We start from the raw sequence: 12,590 nt of genomic DNA, 5'->3' as shown, positions 1-12,590 counted from the left end.
AATCCCCGGCCCCGCGCCGGCGTCAGCTCATCCGGTAGTTGGGCGGTTCCTTGGTGATCTGCACGTCGTGGACGTGGCTTTCGCGGGTGCCGGCCGTGGTGACCTTGACGAAAGAAGGCTTGCGGCGCATCTCCTCGATGGTCGCGCAGCCGACGTACCCCATCGCCGCGCGCAAGCCGCCCGCGAGCTGATGGACTACGCCACCCAGCGGGCCGCGGTACGGCACCCGGCCCTCGATGCCCTCGGGCACCAGCTTGTCCGGGTCGGAGGCTTCCTGGAAATAGCGGTCCTTGCTGCCCTTCTCCATCGCCGCCAGCGAGCCCATGCCGCGATAGCTCTTGTAGCTGCGGCCCTGGAACAGCTCGCTCTCGCCCGGTGATTCCTCGGTGCCGGCGAACAGGCCGCCGACCATCACCGCGGAGGCGCCGGCGACGATCGCCTTGCCGATGTCGCCGGAGTAACGGATGCCGCCGTCGGCGATCAGCGGGATGCGGTCGGCCAGCGCCTCGGCCACCATCGACACCGCGGTGATCTGCGGCACGCCGACCCCGGCCACGATCCGGGTGGTGCAGATCGAACCCGGGCCGACGCCGACCTTGACCGCGTCCGCGCCGGCATCCATCAGCGCCAATGCGGCATCGCCGGTGACGATGTTGCCGCCGACCACCTGCAGTTGCGGGAAGCGCTGCTTGGTCCAGGCGACGCGCTCGATCACGCCCTGCGAGTGCCCGTGCGCGGTGTCGACGATGACCACGTCCACGCCCGCGGCGACCAGCGCCTCGATGCGGCGCTCGGTGTCGCCGCCGACCCCGACCGCGGCGCCGACCAGCAGGCGCTCGTGGCTGTCGTAGGCGGCGTTGGGGTTGTCCTGCTTCTTCTGGATGTCCTTGACCGTGATCAGCCCGCGCAGCTCGAAACCGTCGTTGACCACCAGCACCTTCTCGATCCGGTGCTTGTGCAGCAGGCCGAGCACCTCGTCGTCGGAGGCGCCCTCCTTCACCGTGACCAGCTTGTCGCGCTTGGTCATGATGTGGCGCACCGGATCGTCGAGCTTCTTCTCGAAGCGCATGTCGCGGCCGGTGACCAGGCCGACCAGATGGCCGTCGCTGTCGACCACCGGCACCCCGGAGATGTTGCGCGCGCGGGTGAGCTTGAGCACCTCGCCGATGGTGGTCTCGGGGCCGACGGTGAACGGGTCCTTGATCACCCCGGCCTCGAAGCTCTTGACCCGCGCGACTTCCGCGGCCTGGCGCTCCAGCGGCATGTTCTTGTGGATGATGCCGATGCCGCCGAGCTGGGCCATGGCGATCGCCAGGCGCGCCTCGGTCACGGTGTCCATGGCCGCAGACACGATCGGCAGGTTCAGGCGCAGGTTGCGGGTCAGGCGCGTGGCCAGCGAGACGTCCCGGGGCAGGACCGTGGAGTGCGCGGGGACGAGGGAGACGTCGTCGAAGGTGAGCGCTTCAGCCTGGATGCGGAGCATGGCCGGTCCGGAGTGGATGAAGCGCGTCATTGTAGCGCGCAAGGGCGCCATTCGCTTGGCGCCCGTTTGCGGCGCGCGCTCGTGCGCGGGCTGGCCCGGCCGTGCGGGCTTGCACGGGCGCGCCACCCGCGCGGCCGCGCTTACGCCGGATCCGCGGCTTCCGCGGCTTCCAGGGTGTTCTGCATCAGCGTGGCCACGGTCATCGGCCCCACCCCGCCCGGGACCGGCGTGATCCAGCTGGCCCGCTGCGCCGCCGCGGCGAAGCCGACATCGCCGACCAGGCGGCCGTCGTCCAGGCGGTTGATGCCGACGTCGATCACCACCGCGCCCGGCTTGACCCATTCGCCCGGAATCAGCGCCGGGCGCCCGACCGCCACCACCAGGATGTCGGCGCCGCGCACGGACGCTTCCAGCACCGCGGGCGGGGTGAACTTGTGGCAGCAGGTGGTGGTGCAGCCGGCGATCAGCAGTTCCAGCGCCATCGGCCGGCCGACGTGGTTGCTGACGCCGACGATGGTGGCGCTCTGCCCGCGCACCGGGCGGTCGGTATACGCCAGCAGCGTGGTGATGCCGCGCGGGGTACACGGGCGCAGGCCAAACTGGCGCAACGCCAGGTGGCCGACATTCTCGGGATGGAAGCCGTCGACGTCCTTGCGCGGATCCACGCGATGGATCAGCGCGGCAGGATCGCGGCGATCGGGCAGCGGCAACTGCACCAGGATGCCGTGGACCTGCGGGTCGGCGTTCAGTCGATCGATCAGCGCCAGCAGTTCCGCGTCGTCGGTGTCCGCGGGCAGATCGAAGTCGAAGGCGCGGATGCCGACCTTCTCCGCCGCACGGCGCTTGTTGCGCACGTACACCGCCGAGGCCGGATCGTTGCCCACCAGCACCACCGCCAGCCCGGGACGGGAGCGGCCGGCGGCCAGGCGGGCGTCGACCCGCAGCTTGAGCGAGTCCAGCAGGTCTTCGGCGATGCGCTTGCCGTCGAGGATGCGTGCGGTCATGGTCCGTTCTTGTGGTGTGCGGTCAGGGCCGGCGATGCGGCAGGAGCGCCGCGCCAGGCGCGGCAATCGGCGCTAGGCTGTGGCGCCGGTTGCCCGACAGCTGCCCGGGCCCGGCAATTATCCCCCATCCGCGCGCAGGGCCGCCGCCATGACCGAGTCCGACCACGAAACAACCCAGATCGAGGCCGCCGTATTCCGGCGTCTGCTGCAGCATCTGATGCGCGACCACCCGGAAGTGCAGAACATCGAGCTGATGGCGCTCGCCGGCTTCTGCCGCAATTGCCTGGCCGACTGGTACCGGGAAGCGGCGCAGGCCCGTGGCATCGCCATGACCCGCGACGAGGCGCGCGCGGCGGTCTACGGCGAACCGGCTGCGCAGTGGAAAGCCCGGCACCAGCGCGAGGCCACGGCCGAGCAGCTGGCGGCGTTGGCGGCAGCGCAACGCGGGCGCGACGCCCGGTGAACGCGATGCGGGCGCCGCGCACTAGGGCGTGCGCGGACAGCGCGGGATACCGGCGCCGAGCACGCAGTGGACGCAGCATTGTCCCGGCGACACGGGCGCTGGCGGCAGCGGCAGCCGCACGGCCGGTAATGGCGACAGCGGCTTGAGCTTGAGCAGCGCCACCCAGTTCTGGCGGTTGAAACTGCAGGCGTCTTCATTGTCCGGCGCGCAGCCCACGGGCGTGCCCTGCGGCAACGACCAGAACCGGCCGCGGCGGTTGAGCGGCAGCATGCGCAAGGTGACGCCCTGCAGGACGTTGCCGCCGACCAGATACAGGCGGTCGGGTGCCGGACTGATGGCCACGGCGATGTCGCAGTGCATGGCCAGTCCGGCGTCGGCGTTATCCGCCAGGAACGCCAGCAACCCGGCATGGTCGACGACTGCGGTACTGCCGCGCACATAGCACAGCAGGTCGCCGGGCGCCGGGATGGCCGCAACCGGATCGACCAGCGTGTAGGGGCTGCGGTCGGGACGCCGGTAGGCGTCGCGGACGTAATCGATGTGGCTGGCCGAGGGACGGAATCCCGGCACCCCCGCCTGCAGCAGCACGTAGGAGACGAACGCCGCCGACCACGGCTTGTCGACCAGGAACGCGCGGCACGCCGGCGACGAATCGCCTGCGTCGGTGGCGTAGCCGCACGTGGCCGCGCCGGCGGCGCCGCGCATGCCCCACAACAGGCCGCTGCCGCGCCAGTAGTCGACGACCCGCTTCCAGGCCGGCGTCACGCCGTCGCGCAGGCGGGCGGTCTCGGCTTCGGCCACGGTCATGCTGGCCAGGCGCCCGCGGCCATCGATGAAGGGGCTGTGCCAGAGTGCGTTCTCGCGGCAGGCGATCGCGGCGATGCGCGCGGCCAGACTGTCCGCGGGCGCCGGCTGCGACGATCCGCAGTCGCCGGCGGCCGCGGCGTCGCCCGCAGCGAGGGCCAGCGCGGCCAGCAGCAACAGCGCCGGGATGGAGCGATGCGGACGGGCGAACGCCATCGGATCCCCTTGCGGAGCAACCCGCGCGCGACGGGCGCCGGGCGCGGCTAATGACCGGAGCAGAACCTCGCGTAGTCAATATAGCCGGGGAACGGCGTCCCGGCCGCGCACACCGGACAAGCCGGATCCGGCGCCAGGCGGGTTTCGCGGAACCGCATCGCCAGCGCGTCGAAATGCAGCAGGCGCCCGGCCAGCGGTTCGCCCAGGTCCAGCAGCAGCTTCAGCGCCTCGGTCGCCTGCAGCATGCCGATCACCCCCGGCAGCACGCCCAGCACGCCGGCCTCGCTGCAGTTGGGCGCGGCGTCCGGCGGTGGTGGTTCCGGGAACAGGCAGCGATAGCACGGCGCCTGGCCGCGCCGGCGACCGGCGTCGAACACGCTCACCTGCCCTTCGAAGCGGTGCACCGCGCCATAGACCAGCGGTTTTCCCAGCTTCACGCAGGCGTCGTTGAGCAGGTAACGCACCGGGAAGTTGTCGGCGCCGTCGACGACCACGTCCACGCCCTCGAGCATGCGCTCGACGTTGGCGCTGTCGACGCGTTCGGCGAGCGGCTCGATCCGGATTTCGGGATTCAGCGCCGACAGCGCGGTCGCGGCGGAAGCGACCTTGGCCACGCCGATGCGCGCCTCGGTATGCAGGATCTGCCGCTGCAGGTTGCTGCGCTCGACCACGTCGTCGTCGGCGATGCGCAGCGCGCCGACGCCTGCGGCGGCCAGGTAGTACGCGGCCGGCGAACCCAGGCCGCCGGCACCGAGCAGCAGCACGCGCGCGGCCTGCAATCGCCGTTGCCCGGCAAGGCCGATTTCCGGCAGGCGCAGGTGGCGCGAGTAACGCTCGCCGAAGTCGGCATCGATGTCCGGCCGCAGCATCGGCAGCGCGGCCGACGCCCAGGCGTCGGTGCCACCGGCGACCGAGGCCACGTTGCGGTAGCCGCGGGCTGCGAGCGCCTGCGCCGCCAGCTGCGAGCGGCGCCCACTCTGGCAGATCAGCAGGACCTCGGCGTCCGGGTCGGGCAGGTGCCGTGCCGGCGTGGCCTCCAGCGCCTCGCGGACGATGCTGCGGGCACCTCGCGCCATGCCCAGGGCGCATTCGTGCTCGGCACGCACGTCGATCAGCACGGCTCCGGCCTGCAACCGGGCCAGGGCCTGCGCGGGCGTGAGTTCGCGGATGCTCATGCCGCCATTATCCGCCGGTTGCCGTGGCCGGCAGCAGGCGCCTGCCCGGCGCGACGGGCAGCCGGTTCATCTGGGCGTGACGCCCGCCGCCTGCAGGTCGTCGGGCGTATTGAGATTGCCGAAACGCACCCCGGCGCAACGCGCGCACGCCATGCCGAGCCCGGCCTGGAGCGCATGCACGGCCAGTGCGCCGGCCTGCAGCGCGCGCGGCGCGGCGGCACGCAACGCCGCGACGCGCCACAACGCGACCAGCGGTTGCGGGCCGTCGTCGTCGGCGGCAAAGGCGCCATTGGCACTGGCCGCGGCACGCAGCGTCGGCAACAGGCACGCGTCGACCTCCACCAGGTCCACCGGCAGCGTCAGCAGCCACGGGCTGGCGCAGGCCTGTGCCAGCGCCTCCAGCCCCGCGAGCGGCCCGCCCGCGGGGGCGCGATCGGCGACCACCTGCAGACCATGCGCGGCGTAGCGCCCGGGGTCGGTGTTGGCGCTGACCAGTACGGCGCCGACCACGTCGGCGAAGCGCCGCTGCCAGCGCAGCACCTGCGGCACCCCTTCGCGCGTCAGCCAGGCCTTGTCGCAACCGCCCAACCGCGTGCCGCGTCCCCCGGCAAGGATGCCCAGGGTGAGGTCGCGCGATGCGCTGCTCGCCTGGCCGGCCACGCTCACTTCCCGCGCTTGACGTGCCGGATCAGGCGCTGTTTTTTCGCGACCTGGCGCTCGCTGAGGACGTTCTTCCTGTCCTTGTACGGATTCTCGCCTTCCTTGAACACGAAGCGCACCGGCGTGCCGACCAGCTTGAAGCGCTTGCGGAAGAAATTCTCGAGGTAGCGGCGGTAGCTGTCCGGCAGCGCGCGCAGGCGGTTGCCATGGACCACGAAGGTCGGCGGGTTCTCGCCGCCGGGATGGGCGAAGCGCAGCTTGGGCGCGTGTCCGCGCACGATCGGCGGCGGATGCGCCTCGACCGCCGCCTCCAGCGCCCGCGTCACCTCGGCGGTGCCGAACTGGCGCATGGCCGAGGCGTGCGCGCGGTGGATCGCGCGGAACAGCTCGCGCAGGCCGGAGCCGTGCAGCGCGGAAATGCGCACCGCCTCGGCCCAGTCGACAAACGCCAGCTTGCGCGCCAGCAGCGCCTGGGTCTGCTGGCGCTGGTAGTCGCTCTGTCCGTCCCACTTGTTGACCGCCACCACCAGCGCGCGCCCGGCGTCGAGCACCGCGCCGAGCACGCCGGCGTCCTGCTCGGTCACGCCCTCGCCGGCATCGAGCAGGATCACCGCGACCTGGCAGTGTTCGATCGCCTGCAGGGTCTTGACGATCGAGAACTTCTCCACCGCCTCCTCGACCCTGGACTTGCGCCGCAGGCCGGCGGTATCCACCAGCCGGTACTTGCGGCCGTCGCGCTCGATGTCCACCGCGATCGAGTCGCGGGTGGTGCCGGGCACGTCGGAGGCGATCATCCGCTCCTCGCCGAGGATGCGGTTGACCAGGGTCGACTTGCCGACGTTGGGGCGGCCGACGAAGGCGATGCGGATGCGCTCGGGATCCTCGTCCAGGATCGGCGCATCGCCGTCGCCGGGCAGCACCTGCAGCACCCGCGCCAGCAACCCGTCCAGGCCCTGGCGGTGCGCCGAGGACACGCCGAACATGTCCTTGATGCCGTAGCGCGCGAACTCGCCGAGCGCCGCCTGCGCATCGATGCCGTCGGTCTTGTTGACCACCAGGTACACCGGCTTGGCGGTCTTGCGCAGCCAGGCCAGGACCGCGTCGTCGAGGGCGGAGGCGCCTTCGCGGCCGTCGACCACGAACAGGATCAGGTCGGCCTCTTCGGCCGCGGCGCGCGACTGCCGTGCGGTGGCGCCGGCCAGCCCTTCCTCGCTGCCGGCGATGCCGCCGGTGTCCACCAGCACGAATGGGCGCACAGGGTCCTGGCGGCACACGCCGTAGTTGCGGTCGCGGGTGACGCCGGGCGCGTCGTGCACCAGGGCGTCGCGGGTGCGGGTCAACGCGTTGAACAGCGTCGACTTGCCGACGTTGGGGCGACCGACCAGGGCGACCAGGGGCAACATGGCTGCAGGCGGGGTTGCGGGCATGACGGGATCCATCAAACGCGCGACCCCGGGCAACAACCTCGCCCGGGGTCGCGCAGGGCCTGCCGTTGGCGGTTACTGTCCCAGGCGCCAGGCACTGATCTCGCCACCGGTGCTCTGCACCACCAGGATGCCGTCGGCCACGACCGGTGCGGCGCGGATCGGGTCGCCGGCGGCGTCGACGCGGGCGGCGAAGGCGCCGTCGTCGAGCTTGAGCCAGTGCAGGTAGCCTTCGTAGTCGCCGACCACGGCGTAGTCGCCCTGCAGCGTCGGCGCGGTGACGTTGCGGCGCGCGAGTGCGGCCTGTTGCCACAGCGCGGCGCCGCTGGCCTTGTCCAGGCCCCAGACGGTACCGTCGGGATCGGTAACCACGACGCGGTCCGCGGACACCGCGACCTGTCCCGGACCGCCGGCGTCGTGCGCCCACAGCGGACGCCCGCTGGGGCCGTCGATGGCCATGGTCTGCTTCTTGTAGCTGGTGGCGAACAGCACGGTGCCGTCGAGCACCGGGGTGCCGTCGATGTCGGCCATGCGGTCGAGCTCGCTGCGGCCTTCGGCGGCGGCCACCGTCTGTTCCCACAGCAGGCGGCCGTCGGCCAGCGCCAGCGCCGACAGCGTGCCGTCGTCGTTGCCGACGAAAGCCAGCCCCGGCCCCAGCAGCGGCGAACCGTTGCCGCGCACGCTGAGAGTCGGGGTCTCGCGCTCCCAGAACCAGCGACGCTCGCCGCTGGCCGCGTCGAAGGCGGTAACGCGGCCATCGTTGGAGCGCACCAGCACCAGCCCCTGCCCGACCGCCGGCGCGGCGACCACCTCGCTGCCGACCTTCGCGGTCCATTTCTGCGCACCGGTGGCGGCGTCGAGCGCGAGCACGTCGCCTTCCAGACTGCCGACCGCCACCAGGCCGTCGCCGGCGCCGGGGCCGCCGGACAGCGGCAGCTCGCTCTCGTGCTGCCAGAGTGCAGCGCCGGTCTGCAGGTCGAAGGCACGCACGCCCCCTTCCACGGCCGCGGCATAAACATGGCCGTCGGCGACCGCCGGGCCCTGGCGCGCACCGAGCCGGCCCTCGCCCTTGCCGGCTCGGGCCGACCACAGCTTCTGGGCCTTCGCCGAGGGCGCGAATTCGGTGAGCTCGGCGGGCTTCAGGGTCTCGCCGCGCTTGCCGCCGAACCAGCCCTTGACGGTGCTGCAACCGCCCAGCGCAACCGCGCAGACGAGCAGCAGGGCCAGGCTCGCGCCAGACCTGCCGGACGGAGTACGCGATGCGGAACGCAGGTGTGCTGGCTTCATCAACTACGGGCCTCGGGCTGGGCCGGCGCACCGCCGACCTCGGAGAGTTTGAGTTCGATCACGTTGCGCTGCGGCGAGCCGACTTCCAGCCCGGTCAGCGCCTGGCTGTAGGCGGCCTGCGCCTGCGGTTTCTGGCCCAGTGCGCTGAAAGCGTCACCGCGCACCTGCAGGGTTTCCGGGTCGCGGCTGTCGCCGGGCAGCAGCGCCAGCGCCTCCTTCGCCTTGCCGGCATCGATCAGCAGCCGCGCCAGGCGTTGCTCGACGATCGCGGCCGTTTCCGCTCCGTCGGGCTTGGCCGCGCGCAGCGTGGCGATGGCGGCGTCGCGCTGGCCGGCCGCGAGTTGCGCCTCGGCCAGCGCCAGCGCGGCGAGCGTGTCGTAGGTACCGGCTGGCAGCGCCTCGACCTGCGCCTGCGCTTGCGCGAGCTTGCCGGACTGCAGGGTGTCGATCAGGGCCTGGTACTGGGTGCCGGCCTGCATGCTCTGCTGGACCCGCTGCGCCTGCCACCAGCGCCAACCCCAGATCAGGAGCAGGCCCAGCGCCAGACCGCCGATCAGGCCCGCGGCGTTGTCGCGCAGCCAGGTACGGACCCGTTCGCCCTGTTCGTGTTCGTCGAGAAGATCGTCGATTGCCATGCGGCTGCCATGCTGCCTGTTGGCCGGCGCAGTCGGCTGCGACCGGTGGGGTGGACTGGCTCGGCCTCATGCCCCGTGGTCGGGGCCGGCGCCGGGTCAGTCGGCGGCAGGCGCGAGGGATCCGTCAGAGGATACCGTAAAGCGCGCGACATTCGCGCGCAGGTAGGGGGTCAGGTCTGCCGGCCGGCCATGGCTGCGCACGTCCACGACGTTGGCGTCGCCCAGCACTACCCTGCCTACTTCGTCCACGTCGTAGCTGCGTTGCTCGCCGGCACGCAGCAGCGACTGCTCCAGGGTACGGCCGTCGCGGGCGACGATCTCGACCCAGCTGTCCCCGCGCAGGCGCAGCGACAGCGCCGGGGCTGCCGGCGCCGGCAGCGGCGCCAGCGATGCCACCAGCGGGCGCGCCTGGTCGACGGCATCGCGCGTGCCGGCGTCGCCGAAAGCGGGCACATCCAGCGGCGCGGCGTCGTGCGCGACGCTGCCCAGGTGCGGGCGCGTGGCCAGCCAGACGGGAATCGCGATCGCGATCGTCATCACCACGTAGACCAGGCGGCGTGCGGCCTGCTCGGCAAAGTGCTGCAACGGCCGGGTGTAGGTGCGCGGCACCAGCTTCGGCGGCTCCACCGGGGCGACGCCGGAGGCCTCGAACATCGGCGCCGTGGTCAAACCCAGCAGACGCGAATAGCTGCGCAACTGGCCGCGGACGAACACCGGCGCGCCGAGGCGGCTCCAGTCCTCGACTTCCAGCGACTGCACCACGCGCAGCGGCATCTTCAGGCGTGCGGCGACATCGGCCTGGCTGAGACCGGCCGCCTCGCGGGCCTTGCGCAACCGGGCGCCGCAACCGCGGTCGCCCTCGGGCACTCCGTTTCCGGACTGCGTGGGATTCGCCTGCATTATCGCTGCCCCAATTCCCCCGACGGCCCCGGCGTTTGCGGGAATTCCGTCCTGATCCGTTGAACATAGCGAGCGGCCGCGGCAGTGTCGCCGAGTTTCTGCTCGATCTGTGACGCAAGTCGCAACACGTCCGGCGTGGCTGGTGCAGCCGCCAGCCGGCGTTCGGAGAACGCGCGCGCCTGCAGGTAGTCGCCGGCGCGGTATTCGAGCGCCGCCAATGCAGCCAGCGCGGTCGGATTGGCGGGATCGTACTGCAGCCCGCGGCGCAGGTCGCGTTCGGCGCGCGCGGTCTGCCCCGCCGTCAGCGCGCAGGAACCGGCGTTGGCCAGGGCCACGGCCGGCGTGCGGTAGCCGGGGTCGGCCAGCGCGCGGTCGAACAGAGGTAGCGACTCGGCGACCCGGCCGTTGCCGCACAGCCAGGCGCCGTAGTTGCTGAGCACCGCGCCGCGCGTCGGCGCCAGTTCCACGGCCCGGGCGTAATGGCCGCCGGCGCGGGCAGCATCGCCGCGGCGCTCGGCGACCACCGCCAGCAGCGTATGCGCGTCGGCCGAAGCCGGGTCGGCCTTGAGTGCGGCCTCGGCCTCGGCCTCGGCCTGGTCGAGCTGGCCGCTGCGCAGCCGCTGCTCGGCCAGCGCCACCCGCTCCATCGCCGCGATCCGCTTCTGGTCCTGGGGGTCCTCGCGCACGTTGTATTCGGGCGCGACCCGGGTGTATTCGCCGCGCTCGAGCTTGGGTTTGATGAAGGTCAGGCGCGAGCAGCCCGCGGCCACCACGCACACCAGCACGGCGCAGGCGATCGCCCTATGCGGCCGCATGTCCCGCTCCTGCCTCGGCGTCGAGGCCCTGGGCGACGAGTTGCCGCCGGAACTCGGCCTGGCGGCGGGTCCGGTCCAGCACCTGGCCCTTGAGCTGGCCGCAGGCGGCGTCGATGTCGTCGCCGCGGGTGCGTCGCACCGGCGCGATCAGGCCGGCTTCGTTCAGCAGCTTCTGGAAGGCGCGGATCGCGCCTTCGTCGGGGCGTTCGAAGCGCGTGCCCGGGAACGGGTTGAACGGGATCAGGTTGACCTTGGCCGCGTCCTTCATCTGCACCCGGCGCTCGAATGCGTGCATCAGCCCGACCAGCCCGCGCGCATGCTCGGGCTGGTCGTTGACGCCCTGCATCAGGGTGTATTCGAAGGTTACCGAGGTGCCGGGCCGGCGCTGCGCATAGCGCACGCAGGCGTCCATCAGCACGGCGATCGGGTACTTGCGGTTGATCGGCATCAGCTCGCTGCGCAGCTCGTCGAACGGCGCATGCAGCGAGACCGCCAGCGACACGTCGCTGACCTCGCCGAGCTTGTCGATCTGCGGCACCATGCCCGCAGTGGACAGGGTGACGCGCTTGTTGGCCAGGCCGTAGCCGAGATCGTCGCGCATGATGCTCATCGCGCGCACGACGTTGTCGAAGTTGGCCAGCGGCTCGCCCATGCCCATCATCACCACGTTGGTCAGCTTGCGCTGCTGGTGCGGGACATTGCCCAGGTGGCGCGCGGCGACCCACACCTGGCCGATGATCTCGGCGGTGGTCAGGTTGCGGTTGAAGCCCTGGGTCGCGGTCGAGCAGAACCGGCAGTTCAGGGCGCAACCGACCTGGCTGGATACGCACAGGGTGCCGCGGCCCTTGTCGGGGATGAACACCGCCTCGATCGCGTTCTTCGGGTCCATGCCGAGCAGCCACTTGTGGGTGCCGTCGGCGGAGGGCTTGTCGAGCAGGACCGTCGGCGCCCGCACCTCGGCATGTTGTTCGAGCTTGGCGCGCAGGGCCTTGCCCAGGTCGGTCATCTGCCCGAAATCGGTGACGTAGCGGTGATGGATCCATTTCATCACCTGGTGCGCGCGGTAGCGCTTCTCGCCCAGGACCCGCTCGAAGAAATCCTCGAGCGCGGCGCGGTCGAGGTCGAAGAGGTTGGTCTTCGGCCCCGTCGCCGCGACGGCGGGGCCGGATGCGGACGCGACCATCGTGCCGCTGCCGCTGGGGATGCCGGCGGCGGAGGGATTGTCGATGGCGTCGTCGCGGATCATGCCGGGCTCAGCGGGCGTAGACGTCGGTGGCCGGGAAGAAATACGCGATCTCGATCGCGGCGTTCTCCAGCGAGTCCGAGCCGTGCACGGCGTTGGCGTCGATCGAGTCGGCGAAATCGGCACGGATGGTGCCCGCCGCGGCGTCCTTCGGATTGGTGGCGCCCATCAGCTCGCGGTTCTTCAGCACCGCGCCTTCGCCCTCCAGCACCTGGATCATCACCGGCCCGGATGCCATGAAGTCGACCAGCGCGGCGAAGAACGGGCGTTCGCGATGCACGGCGTAGAAACCTTCGGCTTCCTGCCGGGACAGGTGCTTCATCTTCGCGGCCACGACCTTGAGGCCGGCTTTTTCGAAACGCGAGTAGATCTCGCCGATGACGTTCTTGGCGACGGCATCGGGCTTGATGATCGAGAGGGTGCGCTCCAGCGCCATGGGAATCTCCGCAATTGGCGGGCGTCCATGCCGGATCGCCCGAGG

General features: G+C 71.6%; 13 protein-coding genes. 1 reads left to right on the top strand and 12 read right to left on the bottom strand.

The annotated features are described in order from the left end of the window. Positions 1–22 precede the first annotated feature (22 nt). Together guaB and folD are read right to left on the bottom strand one after the other, a co-directional pair. Positions 23–1,483: an IMP dehydrogenase gene (gene guaB, locus D0Y53_RS05555; RefSeq protein ID WP_117202216.1), complete on the bottom strand. Its 1,461-nt coding sequence runs from the start codon at positions 1,481–1,483 to the stop codon at positions 23–25. 140 nt (positions 1,484–1,623) lie between these two features. Beyond that, complete coding sequence (gene folD / locus D0Y53_RS05550; protein ID WP_117202215.1) at positions 1,624–2,487, bottom strand: bifunctional methylenetetrahydrofolate dehydrogenase/methenyltetrahydrofolate cyclohydrolase FolD; 864 nt, start codon at positions 2,485–2,487, stop codon at positions 1,624–1,626. A gap of 148 nt (positions 2,488–2,635) precedes the next feature. Between folD and D0Y53_RS05545 the strand changes: the two genes are divergently transcribed. Continuing rightward, positions 2,636–2,950, top strand: a complete 315-nt coding sequence (locus D0Y53_RS05545) for a DUF1244 domain-containing protein (protein ID WP_117202214.1) — start codon at positions 2,636–2,638, stop codon at positions 2,948–2,950. 21 nt (positions 2,951–2,971) lie between these two features. On the opposite strand, the gene D0Y53_RS05540 is transcribed toward D0Y53_RS05545, so the two are convergent. The 10 genes from D0Y53_RS05540 to ndk form a co-directional block, all read right to left on the bottom strand. Continuing rightward, on the bottom strand, positions 2,972–3,970 hold the full coding sequence (locus D0Y53_RS05540) for a DUF2272 domain-containing protein (protein ID WP_117202213.1): 999 nt from the start codon (positions 3,968–3,970) through the stop codon (positions 2,972–2,974). A 47-nt stretch (positions 3,971–4,017) separates the two neighbouring features. Next, entirely contained in the window at positions 4,018–5,145 is a 1,128-nt protein-coding gene (gene moeB, locus D0Y53_RS05535; protein ID WP_117202212.1) for a molybdopterin-synthase adenylyltransferase MoeB, read from the bottom strand. A 66-nt stretch (positions 5,146–5,211) separates the two neighbouring features. Then, positions 5,212–5,805, bottom strand: a complete 594-nt coding sequence (gene mobA / locus D0Y53_RS05530; protein ID WP_117202211.1) for a molybdenum cofactor guanylyltransferase — start codon at positions 5,803–5,805, stop codon at positions 5,212–5,214. Between the two features lie 2 nt (positions 5,806–5,807). Then, positions 5,808–7,208, bottom strand: coding sequence for a ribosome biogenesis GTPase Der (gene der / locus D0Y53_RS05525; protein ID WP_117202210.1), 1,401 nt, complete (start codon positions 7,206–7,208; stop codon positions 5,808–5,810). Positions 7,209–7,304: 96 nt separating this feature from the next. Beyond that, positions 7,305–8,516, bottom strand: a complete 1,212-nt coding sequence (gene bamB / locus D0Y53_RS05520) for an outer membrane protein assembly factor BamB (RefSeq protein ID WP_117202209.1) — start codon at positions 8,514–8,516, stop codon at positions 7,305–7,307. Beyond that, the gene (locus tag D0Y53_RS05515) at positions 8,516–9,151 is read right to left on the bottom strand and encodes a YfgM family protein (RefSeq protein ID WP_117202208.1); all 636 of its coding nucleotides are present in this window, start codon (positions 9,149–9,151) and stop codon (positions 8,516–8,518) included. The genes bamB and D0Y53_RS05515 overlap by 1 nt, the downstream gene beginning before the upstream one ends. Positions 9,152–9,247: 96 nt before the next feature. Further along, positions 9,248–10,018: a helix-turn-helix domain-containing protein gene (locus tag D0Y53_RS05510; RefSeq protein ID WP_386724118.1), complete on the bottom strand. Its 771-nt coding sequence runs from the start codon at positions 10,016–10,018 to the stop codon at positions 9,248–9,250. A 32-nt stretch (positions 10,019–10,050) separates the two neighbouring features. Then, positions 10,051–10,866 (bottom strand): type IV pilus biogenesis/stability protein PilW, encoded by an 816-nt coding sequence (pilW, locus tag D0Y53_RS05505; protein WP_117202206.1) that lies wholly within the window; start codon positions 10,864–10,866, stop codon positions 10,051–10,053. Beyond that, positions 10,853–12,049, bottom strand: coding sequence for a dual-specificity RNA methyltransferase RlmN (gene rlmN, locus D0Y53_RS05500; RefSeq protein ID WP_117202328.1), 1,197 nt, complete (start codon positions 12,047–12,049; stop codon positions 10,853–10,855). Before rlmN ends, pilW begins: the two co-directional genes overlap by 14 nt. A 70-nt stretch (positions 12,050–12,119) precedes the next feature. After that, entirely contained in the window at positions 12,120–12,545 is a 426-nt protein-coding gene (gene ndk, locus D0Y53_RS05495; RefSeq protein ID WP_117202205.1) for a nucleoside-diphosphate kinase, read from the bottom strand. Between the last annotated feature and the right edge of the window lie 45 nt (positions 12,546–12,590).

The sequence above is a fragment of the Cognatiluteimonas weifangensis genome, from assembly GCF_003416885.1.
In the GTDB taxonomy this organism is placed as follows: Bacteria; Pseudomonadota; Gammaproteobacteria; order Xanthomonadales; family Xanthomonadaceae; genus Cognatiluteimonas; species Cognatiluteimonas weifangensis.
The sequence above is the reverse complement of the archived record's forward strand: the minus strand, read 5'-3'. Positions and strand labels throughout refer to the sequence as shown.